This is a genomic window from Polaribacter sp. OB-PA-B3, from assembly GCF_054589375.1.
Genome location: NZ_BAAIIX010000006.1, coordinates 89972 through 113493 on the forward strand (window position 1 = coordinate 89972; position 23522 = coordinate 113493).

The window sequence follows — 23522 nt, forward strand, 5'->3', positions numbered from 1 at the left end:
TTTTCTAATTAATGTTAAATTTTGCCACAACAGGTAAATGATCACTAATAATACTCATTTTATGTGCATTATATAATTGAGGTATACTTGCAGATTTTTGAATATATTCTTTAAACATATTTGTGTTTATCAAGATATAATCTAATCTACGTTTAGGATCTTTAGAATTGTGCGTCATGATGTTTTTTGGTAAAGGATCTATAAATCTTTCTTTCTTCACTGTTTCATTTAAAAACATATTTATTTCTTCACTGTTTTGTACACTATTAAAATCTCCAAGAACCATAATGTTTTTATTTTTATCCTCTTTTAAAAAACGCTTAAACTGCTGTTTTAGAAAGTTAATCTGTCCTTTTCTCATGGATATATTTCTCTCTCCTCTACCAGCTTTTAAATGAACACCTGTAAGAAGAAAATTATAATTTTTACCTGGATACACTTCTATAGACCACATTCTGGTATTTAAATTATTTTGTGTTTGCGCTAATCCGTTTTCATCTTTATAATTTAAGACAGGCGTTGTTACATTACCATAACCGTACATTACCCCCAAAGGCACTTTGCTCATTACTACTACATTCATATACCAACCATGACTTGGTATATCTGCAAAATATTTATAACCAATATTTTTTAGTTTAGCTTCTGCAATATTTTTTAAAAAGCTAGCACTTTCAAACTCTTGAAGCACAACAATATCTGCATTTATCTTAGTTAAAGCATCCGCTAGATAAGCTACTTTATTACTCATTAAAGAGTCTGGATTATTCTCTCTTTTAGAATCTATGTAAGGGTTATCGAAAGCATCCACAAAATGCTCTACATTCCATGTCAAAACTTTAAAACTTTTTTTATTTACAAACTTATAATCAACAGGCAAAACAGCTCCGGTTTTATTTGCTAGATAATTTTCTTTAGCAAAAGAATTATCTGTATTGATAAGGTTTTTAGATTGAGAACAACCAATAATCATTAATAAGGTTACAACTATATATATACTATATTTCATAAATTACATTTTGTTAAAAAAAGGCCTGATAATAATTTACCAAGCCTTAAAAACTAAATCAACACTATTTTAATTAAAAGAATATCTAACACCTAATTGTAATCTCCATGGAGTTCCATTAATTGGTTCTGTACCCGCACCAGTTTGTACACTATAAGTATAACTTTTGGTATTTTGATCGAAACCAGTGATATTCATAAAATTTCTTCTTCTACTAAAGTTATTTGTTCTTCCCCATTCTTTGTTAAGTAAGTTCATAAAATTGAAAACATCTGCAGAAAACTCTAAAGCACTTTTAGAACCATTAAATTCAATTTTTTTCTGAAGACGAAGATCTACAGTTGCTCTAAATGGGTTTTTACCACCATTTCTTTCTGCAAAACCACCAAAACTTTCTCTTAAATACTCTTTAAAACCATCTGTTGTTTCTGGATCGTTTAAAATTTCGTTGTAATCGTCTACAATATTTTGTGGTGTACTTGGATCTGCTGGATCGTAGATATATGCAATATCATTGCTCAAGTTAAAATCTCCGTTTGCACTTTTATTTCCTGAAGTATGTAAAGAATATCTAGATCCGCCAGTACCAACAACAGTAGCACCTAAGGTAAAACCTTTCCAAGTTGGTGTTGCACCGTTTACAACAAGTTTAGTATCAAAATGATTATCAGAATATCCATAATTTAAATCTCTAGGATCTCCTGTAACAGGTAAAAAAGTAGATGTATTTGCAACACAACAGTTGTAAGAAGAATTATCTTTAGAACTATTTACGGTAAAACTTGCGTTTAAATAACCGTCTTCACCAATTTTTGCAGAACCTTCTACAACTAAAGCTAAGTTATCTAAAATTCCATCAGAATTTAAAACCAACGTTCTTCCAACTAAATCAGAAGCTCTTGATTCTGTCCAATCTGCTCTTCCGTTTGAAGGAATTGTATTTGCAGGTACAAAGACTTCTCTTCCTTCTGGTGTTACAAAATAAGGCTCTGAAACTAAATTAGCTTCTTGATAAACATAATTGTTTTTAGTATGACTAAAAATTGCGTTTACACCTAAACTATATTTATCTCCAAAAAAGTGCGTATAATTTAAGTTTGCCTTGTATATTGTTGGAATTTCGAAATCTGGACTTACAGCATTTATTGTAGAGAATGGTGTAACACCTGCTGGCACACCAGGAACTGTGCTTGGATCGTTTCTGTAACCAGGAAAATTTGGTGAAGGAACATCTGCTCCGGTAACATCAATCGCACCAATTAATGTTCCGCTATTTTGAATATTATTTACTTGCGCATAATAATGCGGCTGAGAAGTAAAAATACCTCCACCAAGTTTTAAAATATCTGTATCTTTTCCTTTAATATTCCATGTTAACTGAAACCTCGGCTGAATATTATCAAAATCTTCTGGCTTTACATCTGTACGAATTCCTAATTCTTCAAAAACTAATGGATTAAATTCTGCAGAATTAACAAATGCTGTTGCATCATATCTAACTCCTGCAGAAAAATTTAAATTAGGGTTGATGTCAAATTCTACTTGTCCAAAAACTGATAAATCTAAAACAGTTTGCTTTACCAAAGTAGAACCCTGTAACGGAACTTCTCTTGCAAATCTGGACGGATTTAAGTTATCGAAATCATCTAAAGAATCGAAGAAAAAACGGCCATTTTGCTCATTTGACAACTGCGTTTCTAATGAAGTTATCATATTATCTGTACCAAAAGTAAAATTAAACTTTCCTTTAGTTAAATATGTTGTGTTAGAAATTTGTAGTTGGTTTTCTAAATTAGTTTCTGGTGTAAAACGTTGCCCTCCTAATTGCACACTCCTATTACTTGTTTTTCCGTTTGGTAAAACAGATTCTACTTGTACAATTGCTCTTGGTATATTTTGAGATGGTAATTCAGAATTTGGACTAAAAATACGTTCTGCACGTTGGTATTGCACTTTAAATTCGTTTGTTACACTTGGTGTAAAAACAGAACGTAAAGACAAAAACATACTATTTTCTTTTGATACAAAATCAGAAAAAGATTCTGCAATCTCAATACTAGAGTTATCACTTACACTAAAAGGATTGTTCCATTTATTATACAAATTTCTAAATGTTAATCTATGCTTATCATTTATTTGCCAATCAAGCCTAAAAAACAGGTTATTCGCCTCTGTTACTCTATCAAATTGACCAATTTGCTGTGAATTACTTACACCATATTTATCTCTACCAATCTGTAAAAATCTGTTTAAATTGCCTTCAGATATTCCTAATCTATTAGCATCTTTATCACTTTCTATGTTTGCAATAAATTGAGGATCACCAGCATCTTGCCTTTCGTATACTAAGAAAAAATGTAATTTATCTTCAATTATTGGTCCTCCAACACTTAAACCAGATTGCGAATTGTAAAAATCTGCATTTCTTTCTTGCCCTTGTATTGTATATTGACTTTGTAAATTATCTGCTCTATGGTAAAAAAATGCACTTCCTTCAAAATTGTTTGTACCAGATTTAGTAACCGAAGTAATAGACCCACCACCTTGTCTACCTTGCGTAACGTCATAATCGTTTGTAGATACTTCAAACTCTCTAATTGCCTCTTGAGAAATTGTATAAGGTCCACGACCTATTTCACCTGCTGTTAGAGTATTTCTAAAATTCACACCATCAATAGTAACATTTGTAGAAGTTCTTCTTTGTCCACCAAGATTTATACTTCCACCACCTTGTAAAGGAGACAGACTTGTTAATCTTGTAAAGTTTCTACCTTCGGATGGTAAATTTTTAATTTGACCTGCGCCAATTTTTGTAGATGCACCTACTTGTTGTATTCTTTTTACAATACTATTTGTAGAAATTACAATTTCACTTAAAGAAGTAGAAGATTCTTGTAAAGTAAAATCCAAAGAAATTGCATCGTTAAGGTTTAACATAAATCCTTTTTTTACAGCATCTTGAAAGCCTAAAAACTTAGCAGTTACATTATACGGCCCACCTAAAGGCAGTTGCTGTATTTTATAATTTCCGGTTTCATTAGTTGTTGTACCAGAAATAAAACCAGTAGCCGTATTTTTAACAATAACAGTTGCACCCATTAACGGTAAGCCTTCTGCATCTATAATTTTACCTTTAACGGTGGCATTTGTAGCCTGACCAAAAGTTTGAATACTGTTTAAAAACAACATACCAAAAGCAAATAATGCTACAATGGCTATTCGTGTTTTCATTATTGATAGTTTCATAATTTAAATAAAAGTTAGGTTTTTAATTCACCTCAAAACTATAATCGGAAACAGCATAACCAATGTTAAATATTAACATTGATAAAGACTTAATATTAACTTAAGATAAACATAATATTAAAAAGAATAACAAGAATTGTTATTCTTAAGCAATAAATAAGTAATTTTTATGTTGATAAAAGATTGCATTGTTAGCCTAAAAATCAATAACAAAACTCTAAATTTACAGTCCTTTTCAAAAGAATAAAATCATCAAACTAAAAGCAATTTATGTACTTAATTTTTGATACAGAAACTACCGGTTTACCAAAAAGCTGGAACGCACCAATTACCGATACAGACAATTGGCCAAGATGTATTCAAATTGCATGGCAATTGCATGACAGCATGGGAAATGTGCTAGAACACAACGATTTTCTTATTCAACCAGATGGCTTTAATATTCCGTATGATGCAGAAAGAATTCATGGTATTTCTACTGAATTGGCAGAAGAGCAAGGTATAAAATTAGATAAAGGTTTAGCACTTTTTAACGAAGCTTTACAAAAAACAAAATTTATTGTTGGTCAAAATGTTGGTTTTGATATTAATATTATGGGATGTGAGTTTCATAGATTAGGTGTAGAAAACAACTTAACGTCTTTACCTCTTTTAGATACTTGTACAGAAAAAACAGCTACCATGTGTCAAATTCCTGGTGGTCGAGGTGGTAAATTTAAATTACCAACATTAACAGAATTACACAATCATTTATTTGGCGTTGGCTTTGGTGAAGCTCACAATGCAACTGCCGATGTAGAAGCAACAACACGTTGTTTTTTAGAGTTAATTCGTTTAAGAGAATTTACGCAAGAAGAATTAGATGTAGATGCTGATTATTTTAAGAATTTCTCTGAAGCAAACCCTAAACCTATTCAAGTAATTGGTTTAAAACACATCAATCTAAAACAAGAAAGCGATAAAATTCGCAAGCGTTTAGAAAAGCTAAAAGGAGTCGCCGAAACTAAATCTACATCAGAAGGTTTAGCAGAGTTAAAAGATGTACAATTTTCTCATTTACACAACCACACACAATATTCTGTTTTACAAAGTACCATGCAATTGGGTAACATTGTAAAAGCTGCTGCTAAGTACAATATGCCTGCAGTTGCAATGACAGATACCGCAAACATGATGGGTGCTTTCCATTTTGTAAACGCAGTTTTAAGTCATAATAAAAATGCAGAAACTCCAATGAAACCAATAATTGGTTGTGAGTTTAATATCTGTGAAGATCATAAAAATAAGTCGCAAAAAGACAACGGATATCAAGTAGTTTTGTTGGCAAAAAATAAAAACGGATATCATAATTTGGCTAAAATGTCTTCTGCTGCCTTTGTAGATGGTTTTTATTATGTACCAAGAATTGACAAAGCTTTAGTAGAAAAATACAAGGAAGACATTATTGTTTTAACAGGAAATTTATATGGAGAAGTTCCTAGTAAAATTTTAAATTTAGGTGAAAAACAAGCAGAAGAAGCTTTACTTTGGTGGAAAGAACAATTTAAAGACGATTTTTATATCGAATTAATGCGTCATGACCAACAAGACGAAAAAATTGTTAATGAAACTTTACTTAAATTTTCAAAAAAACATAACATAAAAGTAGTTGCTACAAACAATACTTTTTATTTAGATAAAAAAGATGCAAATGCTCACGATATTTTATTGTGTGTAAAAGACGGAGAAAAACAAGCTACACCTATTGGTAAAGGTCGTGGTTATAGATATGGTTTACCCAATCAAGAGTATTATTTCAAATCTTCTGATGAAATGAAAAAACTCTTTGCAGATTTACCAGAAGCCATTATCAATATTCAAGAAATTGTAGATAAAATAGAAATATATACACTTGCTCGAGACGTTTTATTACCTGCTTTTGATATTCCTGAAGAGTTTAAAGATGCCAAAGATGAAGAAGACGGAGGAAAACGTGGAGAGAATAATTTCTTAAAGCATTTAACTTTTGAAGGTGCAAAAAAACGTTATGGAGAAATTACAGAATCGATCAAAGAAAGATTAGATTTTGAATTGGAAGTAATTGAAAAAACAGGATATCCTGGTTATTTTTTAATTGTAGAAGATTTTATTAGAGAAGCCCGAAATATGGATGTTGCAGTAGGTCCTGGGCGTGGTTCTGCCGCAGGTTCTGTAGTTGCATATTGTCTTTGGATTACAAATATAGATCCAATAAAATATGATTTACTTTTCGAGCGTTTCTTAAATCCAGAACGTGTATCGATGCCCGATATTGATATTGATTTTGATGATGAAGGTCGTGGTCGAGTAATGGATTATGTAATCGACAAATATGGTGCAAACCAAGTTGCTCAAATTATTACTTACGGTACAATGGCTGCAAAATCTTCTATTAGAGATACCGCCAGAGTTTTAGATTTACCGTTATTTGAAGCCGATAGAATTGCAAAATTAATTCCAGGAATAAAATTAAAAAATATTTTTGGTGACGATCCTAAAAGTAAAGGAAAAGTTGATGGTTTACGAGCAGAAGAAAAACAACTTGTAGAAGAATTAAGAAGTCTTTCTTATGGTACCGATTTAGCATCAGAAACAATAAATAAAGCAACAATATTAGAAGGTTCTGTTAGAAATACAGGTATTCATGCCTGCGGTGTAATAATTACACCTGGTGATATTACTAATTATGTTCCGGTTTCTTTGGCTAAAGATTCCGATATGTATGTTACCCAATTTGACAATTCTGTAGTAGAAAATGCAGGTTTGTTAAAAATGGATTTCTTAGGATTAAAAACACTTACTTTAATTAAAGATACGGTTAAAATTGTTAAAGCAAGACATGGTGTAGAATTAGATCCAGAAAACTTTTCTTTAGATGATGTAAAAACATACGAATTGTTTCAAAGAGGAGAAACAGTAGGTGTTTTTCAATATGAATCTCCAGGAATGCAAAAACACATGCGTTCTTTAAAACCAACTGTTTTTGCAGATTTAATTGCAATGAATGCTTTGTATCGTCCAGGACCGATGGAATACATTCCAAGTTTTATCAACAGAAAACACGGTACAGAAGATATTGAGTACGATTTACCTGCCATGGAAGAATATTTGGCAGAAACGTATGGAATTACAGTTTACCAAGAGCAAGTAATGCTTTTATCGCAAAAATTGGCAGATTTTACAAAAGGTGAAGCCGATGTTTTACGTAAAGCAATGGGTAAAAAGCAAATTGCGGTTCTAGATAAAATGAAACCGAAATTTGTAGAACAAGCAGCTGCAAATGGTCATGATGCAGAAAAATTAGAAAAAATCTGGAAAGATTGGGAAGCTTTTGCAAGTTATGCATTTAACAAATCGCATTCTACTTGTTATGCTTGGATCGCTTACCAAACAGCATATTTAAAAGCGCATTATCCTGCAGAATATATGGCTTCTGTACTTTCTAACAACATGAACGATATAAAATCTGTATCGTTTTTTATGGAAGAATGTAAACGAATGGGCTTAGAAGTTTTAGGACCAGATTTAAATGAATCTTATTTAAAATTTTCTGTAAATAAAGAAGGCGCTGTACGTTTTGGTATGGCTGCCGTAAAAGGTGTTGGTGCAAGTGCCGTGAGAGCAATTATTAAAGAAAGAGAAGAAAACGGTAATTATACTTCTATTTTCGACTTAGCGAAACGTGTAGATTTAAGAGCCGCAAATAAAAAATCTTTTGATAGTTTAATTAAAGCTGGTGCATTCGATTCTTTTACAGATACACACAGAGCTCAATATTTTGACATAGATGAAAAAGGACAAACTTTTTTAGAACGTGCCATGAAATTTGGTAGTAAATATCAAGAAAATGAAAATTCGGCACAGGTTTCTATGTTTGGCGAAGCTTCTACTGTTCAATTTCCAGAACCAGATATTCCGCAATGTGAAACTTGGGGAACCATGGAATTACTTTCGCAAGAAAAGGAAGTTATCGGAATTTATATTTCTGCGCATCCTTTAGATGATTTTAAAAATGAACTTAAATTTTGCAACGCTTCGTTAAAATATTTTAAAGGCGATCTTGTAAAATATGTTGGTATGAATATGGCTTTTGCTGGCATTATTACAGATGTACAACATAGAGTTTCTAAAGCAGGTAAAGGTTGGGCAGCGTTTACGATAGAAGATTATGGTGATAGTCACGAATTTAGAATTTTTGGTGAGGATTACTTAAAAATGAAACATTTCTTAGTACCAAATTCATTTTTATTTGTAAGATCTACCATTCAACCTGGTTGGACAAACAAAGAAACAGGTGTTGCTGGTGAACCTCGACTAAAGTTCACAGAAATGAAATTGCTACACGACATTATGGATGAACTCTGTAAAAAAGTAACCATTCAATTGCCTTTAAATGAAATTAATGAAGACACTATTTTAAATTTAGAATCTATTTTAAAAAATCAACCAGGTAAACAACATCTTAATTTTACAATTTGGGATGAAAAAGAAAAAATAGAAATTAGTTTGCCAAGTAGAAATACCAAAATTCATATTACAAATGAGTTATTGGCTACACTAGAAAAACAGCAAATTCAGTTTAAATTAAATTAGTACAATTTATGTTTTCTTAGATTGTAAATAAGTTTTATTTATAAAATGATAAACATATTAAATTAAAAAAAAGAAAATAATAGCAAGAGAAAACTTTTAATCACTACTTTTGTTTAACGAAAATAAAATATCATGAAACAAAAAAGTAACGGAGTTTGGGTTAGTTGGAATGAAAACTTAAAACATGAATACAAGTCTTTATATAAAATTACCACAGAAAACGAACTACAAGATGTAGTTGCAAATAACGACAAAATCCGTTTTTTTGGTAACAAACAGTCATCCGCAGATATTGCTGCAGGTTCAGATGCTTTGTTAGACATGAAAAGTTATAACAAAATAGTTTCTTATAATTACAATGAGAAAACAATTACGGTTCAATCTGGAGTAATTTTAGGTGATTTATTAGAAGCTATCGAAAAAGTTGGTTGGTGCATACCTTGTTTGCCAGATATTAACACAATTACTGTGGGTGGCGCTTTAGCTACAGGAACTCATGGCACAAGTGGCAAACTTTTATCAGAATACATAACTTCTTGTAGATTAGTTTTAGCAGACGGATCTGTTAAAGAGATAAATAGTTCGGATGAATTAATGAATGCCGTAAAAGTTTCTCTAGGAATGTTGGGGGTTTTATCTACAATTACATTTAAATGCGAACCTGAATATACTTTACATATCAAAGAACGTCCTGAAAACGATAAAGAATGGTTGCCAAAAATTAAAGATCGTTTAAAACAGCACGATTTTTTAAGAGTTCTATGGTTACCTCATACCAGTAAAGGCTATGTTATTACTGGAGATAAAATTGATAAGGACAAAGAAATTAATGTAAACAACGGACCAAAATATTTGAAACATAGAAGAACAGCTTCTAAAATTTTATATAAATATTCGCATAAATTTCCTTGGATTACTGCAATTGCAAATAATATTTTAGCCAAAGCTTTTTTTAGTTCAAAAAAAGAACACAAAGGGTCTTTATATCAAGCAACAGTTACTAAATCTAGAGGATCTACACTAGAGTTAGCTGAGTGGACTATTGGTTTAAACAAGTTTCCGCAAGTTTTTAAAGAGTTAAAAGAAGAAGTAAATAAATGGGACAATAAATCCTTTATTCATATTCCTATGGATGTACGTTTTGTACAAAAAGACAACGCTTGGTTAAGCTACGCTTACAAAGAAGATATTGTTACAATGGGTTGTGTATCTAGAAACGCCGCTACAGCAGATACTTATGAGGCGTTTAAAAGTGTAGAGAGAATATTCTTAAAACACGGCGGTAGACCACATTGGGGTAAAAGGTTTGCTGCAAAAGATTCGCAATTATCTAAAATATATCCTAAATGGGAAGATTTTAAAAAATTAAGAAGAGAATTAGATCCAACAAATAAGTTTTTAAATCCTTATTTATCTAAATTGGTAAACGAAAAGAAAATAGCAAATGTTAAAAAAAGTATTGCCTAAAGGTTTTTTATTTGATTTTGATGGCGTAATTGTACATAGTTTTAAAAGCCATGGAAATGCTTGGGCTAGCGCTTTTAAAGAATTGTTTAATAAAGAAATCCCTCCTTTTCCTAAAAGTCATGCAGGTAAATCTCCTATGCTAATTGCGAAATACTATTGCAGTACAATTAATCAAGAAAAAAGAGCTGAAGAATTATTTTTACTAAAGGATATTCATCTTGATAAATTTTTTACGATACCAGATTTGTTACCAGGCGTTCATGAATTTACAGATTTTCTAACCAAAGAAAATATACCATACGGAATAGCAAGCAACGCAACTAAACAGTTTTTAAAAAATAGCATTAGACATTTAAACCTAAATTTTACAACTGTTTTTGGAGTTCAAGATTATGAAAAACCTAAGCCAGATCCGGAAGCTTACAAAACACTTGCAAAAGCTTTAAATTTTAATGAAGAAGATTTTAAAGATTTATGGGTTTTTGAAGACAGTTTAACAGGTACAAATGCTGCAAAAGCTGCAGGCATGGTTCCAATAGGAATTACAACACAATATACAGATCTAGAACTTAAAAGTGCCGGAAGCGTTTTAACATTTGCAACACTTTTAGAAGCTTATAATTATTTAATGAAAGAAATAACCGGTAACTAGTTATTGGTTATTTCTCTAAATAAAGTTTCTAAATTTTTGTTCTGCTTATTTAAACTTAATATTTTCAGTCCGTTTTCTTGAGCAAAATCAAAAATTACGGGTCTCATATCTTGTTCACTTTCAAAAGTAATATACCAAGTATTATCGTAATTATTTTTATAAGAAATAACATTTTGCAATCTACTTATAAATTGTTCTTCAATCTTATAATCAAAAGTAACTTCTATAATTTGCTCTTTCGTTTGCGATAGTTCTTTTAACTTTTTATCTATTAAAATCTCTCCTTTTTTGATGATAATTATACGATCGCAAACAGCTTCTACTTCTTGCATAATATGAGTAGAAAATAAAACTGTTTTGTTTTTTCCTAATTCTTTAATCAAAGCTCTAATTTCTACCAATTGATTCGGATCTAAACCCGTAGTTGGTTCGTCTAAAATTAAAATTTCTGGATTGTGTAAAATTGCAGCTGCCAAACCAACTCTTTGTTGGTAACCTTTTGAAAGTTGATTTATTTTTTTATGCGCTTCTGCAGTTAGACCAACTTCTTCTATACACTTATTTACTTGAATTTTATCTATTTTGTAAATAGATGCTTGAAATTGCAAATATTCCTTCACATACATCTCTGTATATAACGGATTATGTTCTGGTAAATACCCGATGGTTCTTTGAGCTTCCAAAGGCAATTTTAAAACATCAATATCATTTATAAAAACATCACCTTCAGTAGGTTTTAGAAAACCCGTTAAAATCTTCATTAAGGTAGATTTCCCTGCTCCGTTAGGACCTAAAAAGCCAACAATTTGCCCTTTCTCAGCAGAAAAAGACACATTATTTAAGGCCTTTTGAGTTTTATATATTTTTGAAACTGATTTTACATTTATAGACATTTAAAATCTCTTTTAATCCAAAACGGTATTACGTTTATTTTAGTTTGTAATTTTTAATAAATTTAATCGAATTTTTCTAATATTTTTCATGCGTTTCCAAGCAAATTTATGACGCTGTTTATACAACCACAAAGTACCTAAATCTAATAAAAAATAGAAAAAACTTATTCCACTTGGAGGATTGTGACTTGGTAAAAAATCGAAAACACCCCATGCTGTAGATGGCCATTTCCAGCATAAATAATTTGTACCCACTATTTCTAAATAAGCAACTGTTACATACATTGTTTGATAAAACAATCGTTCTCTAGGTTTCTTCCTTAATATTAAAATGGTTGCAATTGTCATAGCAAAACCAAAAACATCATTTCTAAAAATTAAAAAAACAGTTGCATAAATCAATATAAAAATTGTAAAAAAATGTTCTAATTTAATTTTATTTTTAATTATTGCTGATGCTTTAGAGAAGTACAAAACAGCTACATAAACCAATGCATGCCCTGGTGGAACATAATGAGGCACGTTACCCAATCTGTAAGAATACATACCCATAACAATAGAAAACAAATACTCGCCAATAACACCTATTAAAACAGCGTAAATCATTTGTTCTTTTACTCTTTTATTTACTCTAAAAAAAGTAATAAAAAAACCAATCATCATGCTAATTGTAGCATATAACTGTGCATTGTCTGTAATTTCTACCATGTAGAAACTATCTAAAAAAAGACCAAAACCTATAAATAAAAATAGTGCTCCTAGACTTTTAAAAGTCGCTATAAAAGGAGACTTTGTAGCTAACAAACTCATTTGGCTAAATTAATTAAAGTAAATAAAAAAAGACTCAATTTCTTGAGCCTTTTTAATTTATTAAATGAAAGTCTTATAATTGATATCTTACTCTAAAAGTAACTAACCTAGGCAAAATAAAAGTTTCGTTAATCGAATTTGAAATGTTTCCATTATTAACACTAACTCTAGATTCTGTTCCTAATATGTTACTTGCTTGAAACTCATACTCCCACTTTGCATCTTTATCTTTTCTATATGATAATGATAAATCCCATATTTTAAAAGAATTTTGATGCTGTCCGTTTTGTCTAACTTCATTGTAAGTGAAATCAGAGGTTAACGTTAGAGAATTCCAAATGTAGGCATCGAAATTAATAGAAGGTGCATGTGTAACAGATTTAAAATTAGAAACATTATTTGTGCTTAATTCTGTTCTGTTTTGATCTGAAAAAGAAGCTCTATAGTTTAAACTAACATTAGGTGCTTTTGTATAGTTTGTTCTAATACCAGGTGTAATCGAATAACTTTGTGTATTCAGCTTTGTTGTTTCCGCACCAAATAATTGATAGGCTTGAGAATCTGAAAAACTTGCAGCCAAACTTGTTCTAATCTTTCTAAACGTTTTTGTAAAACGTCCAAAAGCACTAATAGACTCTATATCATAAGGCAAGTTTAAATTAGTATTAGTAGAAACATTAGATCTTATATTTGGGTTATTTGCATCTGGAACAAAATCTGCAATTGAAGCAATTTGCTCCATAGTTTTGTTATAGTTTAATCCACCAAAAACAAACATATTGTTAAATAAATTAAAGCTACTATAATTTAAACTCATCGATTCTACTCTAGCATTCATAATATCATTATTTCCAAAGAAAAATGAATTATAACTTCTAGCAACAATACCTTCTGCTAGTTGATTTACATCTGTAAAATTAACTTGTTGCCTGTAATTAAAACGCAAACTTTCGCTCTTTTTAAATTGGGCAATAATATTTAATTCTGGTAAAATCTTTGTAAAAGAATCTTTAAAATCTGTTATTGCACCAACTTGAGTATTATTAATATTATAAGAATGTGCTGTAAAACCTGGTCTAAAAGTAAAAATACCTGCCTTTACACGATAACGCATACCTGCATAGATATCTGTAAAATTGTATTCTACATCATTTGTAGTACTTGGGTTTGCTAAATTAGGAATATTTAAAGTAGGATCTAATGAACTGCCATTATCTAAAATTTGAAAAAACCTAGAATCAAAGTTTTGCTTACTTAAAATAGTACCACCTACAAAATTAAAGTTGCTTTTGTTATTTATAATGTAATAGTAATCTAACTTTGCATCTAATTGATTGGATTTTACTCGTCTGTCTTGTTCTAAAGTATAAAACTGTTGTGATTTATCTAAACCTAAAACATCTGCTGCAGAATCAAAACCATCTACATTATTGTTTGGATCTTGATCTAAATTCTCTATAGAAGATACATAAAAAGGATCTTCATCTTGCAATTGATGTTGTACCTCTAATGCAAAAATATTGTTTCCGTTTGCTGTATAAAAGTAACTTAAATTCTGGTTGATTGTAAAAGGTGTTGCGTTCTCGTTCTCTACTATTGGCACATTATTACCTATTATTTGAGATGTACCATTGTCTAACCTAAATTCGTTTGTAAAACGACCATTTAAATCGTAATTTAATTGATTGTTTATATTTTTCTTATAGATCGTTTTAAAGTTAAATAAACCAGAATTACTAGTTTGATCTGTTGTATTATCTGTTACATCATCTGGTATAGATGGATCATTATAATCTATAATATTTCTATTTCTTTGCCCATTACTATTGCTAGACCAAATTAAATAACCACTAAAATCTAATTTTTTATTTGGCGAGTAACTATAGTTTAAAGCCGTTAATTTGGTTTCTATTCTATTCGCATTTCTTGCATTTGGCGTTAAAAAACCAATACCTGCACTTGCTAAATTTATATTTGTTCCATTTGACGGACTTTGACTTCTAAAACCTCCGGTAAAACCTCTTAAATCTCTTCTATTTAATACTGCTTCACCTAAATTATTTATATCACCAATTACATTTAATGTATATTTTGGGTTGTAATAAAATAGTTTGGGTTGAAACAAGTACAAATCATCACTAGGTGTAAATCCAGCACCTGCATATACATCTCCAAACCAAAAATTCTTTTTCCCTTCCTTTAATTTTATATTAATAGCTACTCTATCTTGATTATTTTGAACTCCGCTTAACTGATTTACATCAGAAAAATTTCTTAGTACTTGTATTTTGTCTACTGCATTAGAAGGGATATTTTTAGATGCTAATTTTGTGTCTCCACTAAAAAACTCTTTACCATCTACTGTAATTTTTTCTACGACTTTACCCTCTACCTCAATTTGACCATCATCATTAATTTCTACTCCAGGTAATTTTTTTAATACATCTTCTAATTTTCGTTCAGAACCATTTTTAAAAGAATCTGCATTATACACTATTGTGTCTCCTTTAATTGTTACTGGCATTTTAGAAACTATTGTAATTTCATCTAATGAATTATCTTCTTTAAGTGTAATATTTTTTACAATATTCTCTGATTTAGTTTCTATAACAAAATCTACAGTTTTAAAACCAATGTAACTTATTTTAATTTCGAAAGTTTGATTTTTATCTAAATCTAATTTGTAATTTCCTTTAGCATCTGTAAAACCATATGAAGACATTTTTTTTGTTGACTTGTTTACAGCTAAAATATTTGCCATTTCTAAAGGTGAGCCAATACTATCTTTTACAACTCCTGTAAGAGTAATTTGCGCACTAGAAATAAATGAAACCATAAAAATGGTTAATAGTAGTAATTTTTTCATTGTGTATTTTATGTTTTAATAATTAAAATCTACCTCTTCCACCTCTACCTCTACCTCTGCTATTTCTAAACTCTTCCATTTTTTTAGTAATTGCATCTGTGTATTCTTTTCTTGTAACTTTATCTCCTTTTGTAGGCTTCTCAATTTCCAATTTTTCTGAAGGGTTTAATACAATTTCTGTACATAAAATAGTAGTTCTGCCTTCATTAATTTCTAAAATTAAACCTGGTAACCCCCAATATTCTCCTGGACCATTACTTACCGGTATTTGTGGTGTATACCATGCTGTAACCGTTATTTTTTTTGGTATTTCTATATCTTCTGTAACTTTTACAGTCTCTGTAGTGTCTTTGTTTGCATCCTCTTTTTTCTTATCATCATCTCTATTTCTTCTTCTCATATTTCTCCAATCTGTAGCATCTACATCTTTGGTAAGTGTTGCTTTATAACAAATATAGTTTCCTATTTTTTTAGTTTCGCTACCTAACTCCCACTTTGGCATTTCCATAGTATCAGAAATCAAAAAGTTTTTACCAAAAAATTCTTTAGACTCAAGTGCTACAAGATCTTTTGTGTTTTTATATTTAGTACCTCCATCAGAGAAACCTCCCATTCTAAATCCGCCACCAGCACCAGGCGCATCTAACTTTTCATCCTCTTTGTAAATAGATGCAGTTTTATCAAAACTTAAAATGAATGTTTTTTCTAACATTGATTTCATTCTTTCTGCAATTTGTTTCTTTTGTGCTTCAGACATGCTATTCATTCTACTTCCCCAACTACTCATATCTAAAGTAGTTTTAGACATATAAGTTGCTTTTCCTTGAAAATTTTTCTGAGCAAATACACCAATTGTAACAAAGGCTAAGAATAATGTAATTAATTGTTTCATGATTTTTTTATCTTTTTTTTACTAAAGTAGTATTAGTAATTTCTAGTAAGACTTAAAAAAAACTTAAAAGTTTAATTCGTTTTAAATATTTACAAAATTAACCTCCAAATTTTATGTTTATACCATTACCTAAATCTAAACCATTTCTACCTTTCATTTTCTCCATCATCTCATCTGTTTTTTGCTTTCTTATTTTATCAAACTTTTTTTGTGAGATTAGTTTTCCTTTTTCTGGTGCTTTAATGAAAATTTTTTCTTTAGTATTTAAAATAATTTCTGTGCAAACAATTATTTTTTTACCATTATTTACTTCTAAAATTAACCCTGGTAAACCTTGGTAATTTGCAGGCCCATTACTTAGGGGTATTTGAGGTGTATACCAAGCTGTGGTTACTACGGTTTCTTTAGTAATTTCTTCTTTAGACTGCCCATCTTTCATGGTAATTTTTTTACTTTCTACTTCTTTTGTGTACGAAGCTTTATAACACGTATAGTTTCCAATATTTTTGGTTTCTGATGACAACACCCACTCATGCTTTGGTAATTTATCTTTTATTAAAAATCGTTTACCTTGTATTTCTGTTTGATTTAAATACATATTCTCTTTTAGATTTTTAAAATAAATATCAGAAGCACCAGAGCCGCCAAGTGACAAAATTTTAACACCACTTGCACCTAATTTAGCTCCTGGATTATCAAGTTTTACTTCTTGTATATAAGTAGATCTATTTTTATCGAAATTTAAAGTGTATGTTTTCTGATTCATTTTCTCCATTCGCTTTCTTAGCAATTCTTGCATTTTCTCATCCATTCCAGAATTTTTATCTTCAGAAATTTTGAAATTACTTTTTCTACTGGTTTTGTAAATTGCTTTTCCCTGAAATTCTTGTGCATCTATAGATAATATCATAAGTAATGCAAATGCTGTTAGTATTGTTTTCATAATATATTTGTTTTAGTAGTTTTCAGATATTTTTATAATAGATTTTATTAATTTTTTTGCTCTTATTATTAGAGAGTCCAATTCTTTAGTTTCTCCTCCAATGGCTACAGAAGATTTAAACTTATTTTTAGATTCTAGTAAATCTAACTCAAAACGCAACTCTATTTTTTCTTTAGGATTATTCCTTTCAAAAACATCTTTTACATCTTTCCAATTAATAGTTTCTAACTCTTTAATTAAACTTGTAGAATACTTTAAAGATGTAACTTTAGAAACCACATTTTTAGAATAAGTTATATTTGTTTTCGGTTTTTGTGCTTTTATAAATAATGTGCACATAATAAATAATAGTGTGATAAGTTTTTTCATAATTGTTGGTTTATTTTAAGAACACCACAAAGATGTAACTCAAAACTCAATTTTAAAGTTAACAAGTGTTAACGAGTGTTAACCTACTGATTTTATAAATTTTAGAAACTATATTTGTAACATGATTACGAAAAAACATCAGTTAATTTTTTATTTAATTGCCCTTACAATTGTGGCAACTATTGCCATACAGTTTTATTGGAATTATAAAAATTACGAAGAAAACAAAAGACAAGTTACTAACGAGATTCAGATAAGTCTAGACAATGCTGTAGAAGAGTATTATGCTTCGTTGGCAAAAAGTAATTTTATTACCATTGTAGAAAATAAGTTTGATAAAAGCAAAACATTAAAAGAAAGCTCTCTTAACGGTATTTTAAATAAACTTAAAAAAAGTAATTCTAATTCAGAAAAACCAAAAGTAACTATTAACAACATTAAAATTACTTCTGATGATAATTTGCCTCAAGAAAAGATAGATTCTATGATGAATTCTACCAAGAAATTTGTAGCCGAATTTAATTTAAAAATAGATTCTATTAAAAATAAAAAAGACGTTAAAAAAAATTTATCTACAAGATTTTTAGACGATAAAAATGGGCTTACCATAAAATCTGATGGCTCTAAAACACCCGTTAAATATTTTAAGGGTAAAAAGGCAGCAGACAGTCTTAAATTGCTTACCAATTTAAAACCAATTTTTATTTCTTTTTTAGACCAATCTGTCGAGTATGAAAAAATAGACTCATTAATTAGTAAACAACTAAAACAAAAGAAAATAGATTTACAAACTAGTTTTCATCATTTAAAAAATGACACGCTTTTTCATCAAACAAAAGATTCTTTATTAAATACTACTGTTTTTACCGTAACTTCTAAATCTACTTATTTAAAAGATAACGAAAGCTTTCTATTGGTATATAACAACCCTAATTTCGAGGCTTTAAAACGTAGTTTTTTTGGTATTTCTCTCTCTTTATTATTGTCTTTAGCAGTAATTTCTAGTTTATTTTATTTGTTAAAAGTAATTAGAGAGCAAAAAGAATTAGCAACCATTAAAAACGATTTAATTAGCAATATCACTCATGAATTTAAAACACCCATTGCAACAGTTTCTACAGCAATAGAAGCAATAGAAAATTTTAATGTTTTAGACGATAAAGAAAAAACAAAAAAATACCTTTCTATGTCTTCTATTCAGTTAAAGAAACTGCATCAAATGGTAGAAAAACTGTTAGAAACTGCCACTTTAGATAGCGAACAACTTATTCTTAAAAAAGAAAGCATAAATGTTGTAGAAATTATTGAAAAGCAAGTTTACAAACACCAATTAATTTCTAAAGAAAAAGAAATTACATTTTCTACCAACCTAACTCCTATCTATTTAAATGTTGATGTTTTTCATTTAGAAAACGCCATTTCTAACTTAATAGACAATGCTGTTAAATATGGAGGCAACAAGATTGAAATAAATATAAATTCTATTTTAAATACCACAGAAATTTCTGTAGCAGATAATGGAAATGGAATTGATAAACTGCAACAAGAAAAGATTTTCGATAAATTTTACAGAGTACCAAAAGGCAACACACACGATGTTAAGGGTTTTGGAATCGGTTTGTATTATTGCAAAAAAATTATAGAAAAACATTTAGGAAGTTTAACGCTTTCATCAACAAAAAATAGTACTATTTTTAAAATAAATTTGCCAAATGAATAACATAAAAGTACTACTAGCAGAAGACGAAGCAAGTTTAGGCATGATTGTTAAAGAAAGCCTAGAATCTAGAAATTTTACTGTTTTTCATGCAGAAAATGGCGAAGAAGCTTTAGAAATTTACAAAGCACAACAACCAGACATTTTAGTTTTAGATGTAATGATGCCGATAAAAGACGGTTTTACACTTGCCAAAGAAATTAGATTAGAAAACAAACATATTCCTATAATATTTCTTACGGCAAAATCGCAAACTAGTGATGTTTTAGAAGGGTTTAATAACGGTGGTAACGATTATTTAAAAAAACCTTTTTCTATGGAAGAGTTAATTGTAAGAATTAAGGCTTTGCTCAATAGAATAGAACTAAAAACCGATTCAGAAAATATAAAAATTGGAAATTACGAATTTAATTTAACAAAACAAATTCTTACTTTTTCTAATGATCAACAGCAACTTACACACAGAGAAGCACAACTATTATTCTATCTTTTTGATAAGAAAAATGAAGTTTTAGACAGAACTTTTATTTTGAATAAATTATGGGGAAACGATGATTTTTTTAACGCTAGAAGTATGGATGTTTTTATTTCTAAATTAAGAAAAAAATTAAAAAAAGATGAAAACATTCAAATAATTAATGTGCGTGGTTTTGGTTATAAATTAATTTGTTAATTATAAAATTTATGTACCTTTATCCACCGATTTAATTTTATACCTTTTTATATATGCACGTTGCAATTGCAGGAAATATTGGCGCTGGTAAAACTACGCTAACCAAACTTTTAGCGAAACATTACAATTGGAAACCTCATTTTGAAGCTGTTGATGAAAATCCTTATTTAGATGATTTTTATACAGAGATGGAGCGTTGGTCTTTTAATTTACAAGTATATTTTTTAAATAGCAGATTTAGACAAATCTTAGAACTAAGAGAATCTGGACAAAACATTATACAAGACAGAACTATTTATGAAGATGCCCATATTTTTGCACCAAACTTACATGCAATGGGCTTAATGACAAATAGAGATTTTAGTAATTATTCTTCTTTGTTTGAATTGATGGAAAACTTAGTACAACCACCAGATTTATTAATTTATTTACGTGCAGATATTTCTACTCTAGTTGGTCAAATTCACAAACGTGGTAGAGAATATGAAAACTCTATTTCTATTGATTATTTAAGTAGATTAAACGAGCGTTATGAAGCTTTTATTTCTAAATATACCAAAGGTAAATTATTAGTTATTGATGTTGATAATTTAGATTTTGTTAAAAATCAAGAAGATTTAGGATATATTATAGATCGAATAGATTCTCAAATTAATGGTTTATTTTAATTGAGAATTACTAAACACAAAAAAGGGAGAAATTTTAAAATTTCTCCCTTTTTTGTGTTTAGTAAATTAAGCTTCTAATGCGCTTTCTAAATCTTTTATTAAATCTTCGATATCTTCTATACCAACGCTTAAACGAATTAAAGAATCTGTAATGCCAATTTTTAGACGTTCTTCTTCTGGTATTGATGCATGTGACATCGTAGCCGAATGATTTGCTAAACTTTCTACACCTCCTAAAGATTCTGCCAAAGTAAATAACTTAGTGTTTTCTAAGAATTTAAAAGCTGCTTCTTTAGTTTCTTCTTTCAAAGAAAAAGAAACCATTCCGCCAAAATCTTTCATTTGTTTTTTTGCTAATTCGAAATTAGGATGCTCTTCTAAACCAGGATAATACACTTTACCAACTTTTGGATGGTTTTTAAGAAAACTAGCAACTGCTTTACCATTTTCGCAATGACGTTGCATTCTTATATGCAATGTTTTGATTCCTCTTAAAGCTAAAAAAGAATCCATTGGGCCAGCAATTGCACCTGCCGCAAATTGTATAAAATGAATTTCTTCTGCTAATTTAATATCGTTTACCATTAATGCACCCATAATAATATCTGAATGACCACCAAGATATTTTGTTGCCGAATGCATTACAATATCTGCACCTAAATTTAAAGGTTGTTGTAAATATGGTGTTGCAAACGTATTGTCTACAGCTATTAAAATTTTATTATTAATTTCTTTTACGGCTTTAGAAATTGCAGCAATATCTGCAATTTTCATTAACGGATTTGTAGGTGTTTCTAACCAGATTAACTTGGTATTATCTGTAATGTTATCTGTAATATTTTTTACGTTATCTGTATCTACAAAAGAAAATTCTAAACCATATTTTTGAAATAATTTTGTAAACATTCTGTACGTACCACCATACAAATCGTCTCCTGCAATTATTTCGTCTCCGGGTTTTAAAAGTCTTAAAACTGCATCTATTGCTGCTAAGCCAGATGAAAAAGCAAAACCTTTTGTACCATTTTCTATTGCAGCAAAACTATTTTCTAATGCTTTTCTTGTTGGATTTTCTCCTCTTGAATAATGAAATTCTTGATCTGGGTTTGTTTGTGCGTATGTTGATGTTTGAAAAATTGGCGGCATAATTGCACCTGTTGATTTTTCTGGTTTTTGGCCTCCGTGAATGGTTTTTGTATTAAATTTCATTGTAATTACAGCATTTAACTTGCTAATTGCAAATAACTAGCAAATAGTTTAGCCCAGATTGAACGGTTTGTTTGAGCTCTTTTTAGTTGTAAATTTTGAAAAAATTTACAACTAAAAAAGCGAGTAGTGAAAGCTGGAAACAGCTTCTAAAAATTATAAAAATTTCTTTATCGATCTTATAATTCCGTAATGAATACCCTCGTGAAAATTATTAAAAGCAATTGCATTTTCTATAGAGCTTAATACAAAACCTGTGCTTGTTGGGTATTCTGTGTATTCTGTAAAAATACCGGCTTCAAAATCTTCTTCTAAAGTATCTGGCAAACCTAATAGAAGTTCTTTTACTTCTTCGAACTCTTCTTCGGTTAATTGTCTTGTTGGTACAGTTCCTTTTTTAAAATCTGCAATTAAATCATCTGGACACAAACAATTTAAACCCGACAATTTATAGTGTAAAATTTGTTGTGTAACTACTAAATGAGCAACATTCCAAGCAATATTGTTTTTAAATCCGGCAGGAATTACGTGAATTTGCTCTAACGTTAAACCTTCTAATTCTTTTATTACTAAATCGCGAGATTTTCTTAAAACATCGAATTGTGTCTTCATTTTTTATGTTATTTTTGAGTAAACAAATATAATCGATTCCTATGAGAAAAGTCTATTTTTTACAAACTTGTGATACTTGTAAACGTATTTTAAAAGAAGTAAATACTGATGGTTTTGAGCGACAAGAAATAAAAGGAAATCCTGTAAATGCTACACAATTAGAAGAAATGTATAAACTTTCTGGTAGTTATGAAGCGCTGTTTAACAAACGTGCAAAATTGTATAAAGCAATGGATTTGAAAAATCAGGAAATTTCTGAAGCAGATTACAGGCAATATATTTTAGATGAATATACTTTTTTAAAACGACCTGTTTTTATTGTTGATAATGAAATTTTTATTGGAAATAGTAAAAAAGTGGTTGCAGAACTAAAAGAGAAGATTGGTTAAATCTTCTCTTTTGTTTTTTTACTTAGATGTTACTTCTATGTCTGAAGATGATATCATTGCCGCTAGCTCATCTTTAGTAATTTTAGTTTTTAAACCAAATAGTACTAATTTATCGTTGTTACTATTTGCTCTAATTATAATTTCTCTAATAAGATTGTTTTTTTCTACAAAGTATAATTCTGCTTTACTACCATTATCTTTTACTCTAACATAAGTTTTTAAATTATTTCTTCTTTTAAACTTTTTAAAGCCTTTTGCAACTGTATAATCATCATTATTAAAAACCATTACTTTAAAGTCGCTCGATTTTTTAATTACATTCATTAAATCACTGTCATCTTCATCATCTAAAAAAGAACCTGCTAAAGATGCAGATAGATTTATAGAAAAGGTAGATTTCTCTTTATTTGATTTGTAAAATTTTTCGAATGCAGCATCTTGTGCAGCAGTTGCTGTAATAATAAATGCAAATAGAATTGTGGCTATATTTTTCATAATT

General features: G+C 29.6%; 18 protein-coding genes. 7 read left to right on the forward strand and 11 right to left on the reverse strand.

Going from position 1 to position 23522, the window contains the following annotated elements; translation table 11 throughout:
* Window positions 1-4: 4 nt before the first annotated feature.
* Together ACYPV9_RS11655 and ACYPV9_RS11660 are read right to left on the reverse strand one after the other, a co-directional pair.
* Window positions 5-1009, reverse strand: coding sequence for an endonuclease/exonuclease/phosphatase family protein (locus tag ACYPV9_RS11655; RefSeq protein ID WP_459743937.1), 1005 nt, complete (start codon window positions 1007-1009; stop codon window positions 5-7).
* 69 nt (window positions 1010-1078) lie between these two features.
* Complete coding sequence (locus ACYPV9_RS11660) at window positions 1079-4240, reverse strand: TonB-dependent receptor (protein ID WP_459743940.1); 3162 nt, start codon at window positions 4238-4240, stop codon at window positions 1079-1081.
* Between the two features lie 285 nt (window positions 4241-4525).
* Here ACYPV9_RS11660 and dnaE point away from each other — a divergent pair, with 285 nt between their 5' ends.
* The 3 genes from dnaE to ACYPV9_RS11675 all read left to right on the forward strand — a co-directional run bounded on the left by dnaE (window position 4526) and on the right by ACYPV9_RS11675 (window position 10985).
* Complete coding sequence (gene dnaE, locus ACYPV9_RS11665) at window positions 4526-8866, forward strand: DNA polymerase III subunit alpha (RefSeq protein ID WP_459743942.1); 4341 nt, start codon at window positions 4526-4528, stop codon at window positions 8864-8866.
* Window positions 8867-8998: 132 nt separating this feature from the next.
* Complete coding sequence (locus ACYPV9_RS11670) at window positions 8999-10333, forward strand: D-arabinono-1,4-lactone oxidase (RefSeq protein ID WP_459743943.1); 1335 nt, start codon at window positions 8999-9001, stop codon at window positions 10331-10333.
* Entirely contained in the window at window positions 10311-10985 is a 675-nt protein-coding gene (locus ACYPV9_RS11675; protein ID WP_459743947.1) for an HAD family hydrolase, read from the forward strand. Before ACYPV9_RS11670 ends, ACYPV9_RS11675 begins: the two co-directional genes overlap by 23 nt.
* On the opposite strand, the gene gldA is transcribed toward ACYPV9_RS11675, so the two are convergent.
* The 6 genes from gldA to ACYPV9_RS11705 all read right to left on the reverse strand — a co-directional run bounded on the left by gldA (window position 10982) and on the right by ACYPV9_RS11705 (window position 17758).
* Entirely contained in the window at window positions 10982-11878 is an 897-nt protein-coding gene (gene gldA / locus ACYPV9_RS11680; RefSeq protein ID WP_299063791.1) for a gliding motility-associated ABC transporter ATP-binding subunit GldA, read from the reverse strand. The genes ACYPV9_RS11675 and gldA overlap by 4 nt on opposite strands.
* A 39-nt stretch (window positions 11879-11917) precedes the next feature.
* Window positions 11918-12688 carry a hypothetical protein gene (locus ACYPV9_RS11685; protein WP_459743950.1) on the reverse strand — a complete coding sequence of 257 codons (771 nt, stop codon included), beginning with the start codon at window positions 12686-12688 and terminating at the stop codon, window positions 11918-11920.
* 73 nt (window positions 12689-12761) lie between these two features.
* The gene (locus ACYPV9_RS11690; protein ID WP_459743953.1) at window positions 12762-15554 is read right to left on the reverse strand and encodes a carboxypeptidase-like regulatory domain-containing protein; all 2793 of its coding nucleotides are present in this window, start codon (window positions 15552-15554) and stop codon (window positions 12762-12764) included.
* 22 nt (window positions 15555-15576) lie between these two features.
* Window positions 15577-16446: a GLPGLI family protein gene (locus tag ACYPV9_RS11695; protein WP_299063783.1), complete on the reverse strand. Its 870-nt coding sequence runs from the start codon at window positions 16444-16446 to the stop codon at window positions 15577-15579.
* 97 nt (window positions 16447-16543) lie between these two features.
* On the reverse strand, window positions 16544-17389 hold the full coding sequence (locus ACYPV9_RS11700; protein ID WP_459743957.1) for a GLPGLI family protein: 846 nt from the start codon (window positions 17387-17389) through the stop codon (window positions 16544-16546).
* Between the two features lie 12 nt (window positions 17390-17401).
* Complete coding sequence (locus tag ACYPV9_RS11705; protein WP_459743960.1) at window positions 17402-17758, reverse strand: hypothetical protein; 357 nt, start codon at window positions 17756-17758, stop codon at window positions 17402-17404.
* 121 nt (window positions 17759-17879) lie between these two features.
* Between ACYPV9_RS11705 and ACYPV9_RS11710 the strand changes: the two genes are divergently transcribed.
* Genes ACYPV9_RS11710 through ACYPV9_RS11720 form a run of 3 tightly spaced genes read left to right on the forward strand, consistent with a single transcriptional unit; the run spans window position 17880 to window position 20816 of the window.
* Window positions 17880-19478, forward strand: a complete 1599-nt coding sequence (locus ACYPV9_RS11710) for a sensor histidine kinase (protein ID WP_299063775.1) — start codon at window positions 17880-17882, stop codon at window positions 19476-19478.
* Complete coding sequence (locus tag ACYPV9_RS11715) at window positions 19471-20148, forward strand: response regulator transcription factor (protein ID WP_299063772.1); 678 nt, start codon at window positions 19471-19473, stop codon at window positions 20146-20148. Before ACYPV9_RS11710 ends, ACYPV9_RS11715 begins: the two co-directional genes overlap by 8 nt.
* 53 nt (window positions 20149-20201) lie before the next feature.
* A complete protein-coding gene (locus ACYPV9_RS11720) occupies window positions 20202-20816 on the forward strand; it encodes a deoxynucleoside kinase (RefSeq protein ID WP_077811129.1) in 615 nt (204 codons plus the stop codon).
* Between the two features lie 66 nt (window positions 20817-20882).
* Here the strand turns inward: ACYPV9_RS11720 and ACYPV9_RS11725 are convergent, their stop codons facing one another.
* Together ACYPV9_RS11725 and ACYPV9_RS11730 are read right to left on the reverse strand one after the other, a co-directional pair.
* Window positions 20883-22025, reverse strand: coding sequence for a cystathionine gamma-synthase (locus tag ACYPV9_RS11725; RefSeq protein WP_459743964.1), 1143 nt, complete (start codon window positions 22023-22025; stop codon window positions 20883-20885).
* A 153-nt stretch (window positions 22026-22178) separates the two neighbouring features.
* Window positions 22179-22634, reverse strand: a complete 456-nt coding sequence (locus tag ACYPV9_RS11730; protein WP_299063764.1) for a DinB family protein — start codon at window positions 22632-22634, stop codon at window positions 22179-22181.
* Between the two features lie 41 nt (window positions 22635-22675).
* Here ACYPV9_RS11730 and ACYPV9_RS11735 point away from each other — a divergent pair, with 41 nt between their 5' ends.
* Window positions 22676-23023: an arsenate reductase family protein gene (locus ACYPV9_RS11735; protein WP_299063761.1), complete on the forward strand. Its 348-nt coding sequence runs from the start codon at window positions 22676-22678 to the stop codon at window positions 23021-23023.
* An 18-nt stretch (window positions 23024-23041) separates the two neighbouring features.
* Here ACYPV9_RS11735 and ACYPV9_RS11740 read toward each other — a convergent pair whose 3' ends face one another.
* Window positions 23042-23518: a DUF4252 domain-containing protein gene (locus ACYPV9_RS11740; RefSeq protein ID WP_459743967.1), complete on the reverse strand. Its 477-nt coding sequence runs from the start codon at window positions 23516-23518 to the stop codon at window positions 23042-23044.
* Window positions 23519-23522 lie beyond the last annotated feature (4 nt).

Coding starts and splice junctions, on each gene's coding strand:
- ACYPV9_RS11655 (WP_459743937.1), bottom strand. CDS start 1,009: ATGAAATATAGTATATATATAGTTGTAACCTTATTAATGATTATTGGT.
- ACYPV9_RS11660 (WP_459743940.1), bottom strand. CDS start 4,240: ATGAAAACACGAATAGCCATTGTAGCATTATTTGCTTTTGGTATGTTG.
- dnaE (WP_459743942.1), top strand. CDS start 4,526: ATGTACTTAATTTTTGATACAGAAACTACCGGTTTACCAAAAAGCTGG.
- ACYPV9_RS11670 (WP_459743943.1), top strand. CDS start 8,999: ATGAAACAAAAAAGTAACGGAGTTTGGGTTAGTTGGAATGAAAACTTA.
- ACYPV9_RS11675 (WP_459743947.1), top strand. CDS start 10,311: ATGTTAAAAAAAGTATTGCCTAAAGGTTTTTTATTTGATTTTGATGGC.
- gldA (WP_299063791.1), bottom strand. CDS start 11,878: ATGTCTATAAATGTAAAATCAGTTTCAAAAATATATAAAACTCAAAAG.
- ACYPV9_RS11685 (WP_459743950.1), bottom strand. CDS start 12,688: ATGAGTTTGTTAGCTACAAAGTCTCCTTTTATAGCGACTTTTAAAAGT.
- ACYPV9_RS11690 (WP_459743953.1), bottom strand. CDS start 15,554: ATGAAAAAATTACTACTATTAACCATTTTTATGGTTTCATTTATTTCT.
- ACYPV9_RS11695 (WP_299063783.1), bottom strand. CDS start 16,446: ATGAAACAATTAATTACATTATTCTTAGCCTTTGTTACAATTGGTGTA.
- ACYPV9_RS11700 (WP_459743957.1), bottom strand. CDS start 17,389: ATGAAAACAATACTAACAGCATTTGCATTACTTATGATATTATCTATA.
- ACYPV9_RS11705 (WP_459743960.1), bottom strand. CDS start 17,758: ATGAAAAAACTTATCACACTATTATTTATTATGTGCACATTATTTATA.
- ACYPV9_RS11710 (WP_299063775.1), top strand. CDS start 17,880: ATGATTACGAAAAAACATCAGTTAATTTTTTATTTAATTGCCCTTACA.
- ACYPV9_RS11715 (WP_299063772.1), top strand. CDS start 19,471: ATGAATAACATAAAAGTACTACTAGCAGAAGACGAAGCAAGTTTAGGC.
- ACYPV9_RS11720 (WP_077811129.1), top strand. CDS start 20,202: ATGCACGTTGCAATTGCAGGAAATATTGGCGCTGGTAAAACTACGCTA.
- ACYPV9_RS11725 (WP_459743964.1), bottom strand. CDS start 22,025: ATGAAATTTAATACAAAAACCATTCACGGAGGCCAAAAACCAGAAAAA.
- ACYPV9_RS11730 (WP_299063764.1), bottom strand. CDS start 22,634: ATGAAGACACAATTCGATGTTTTAAGAAAATCTCGCGATTTAGTAATA.
- ACYPV9_RS11735 (WP_299063761.1), top strand. CDS start 22,676: ATGAGAAAAGTCTATTTTTTACAAACTTGTGATACTTGTAAACGTATT.
- ACYPV9_RS11740 (WP_459743967.1), bottom strand. CDS start 23,518: ATGAAAAATATAGCCACAATTCTATTTGCATTTATTATTACAGCAACT.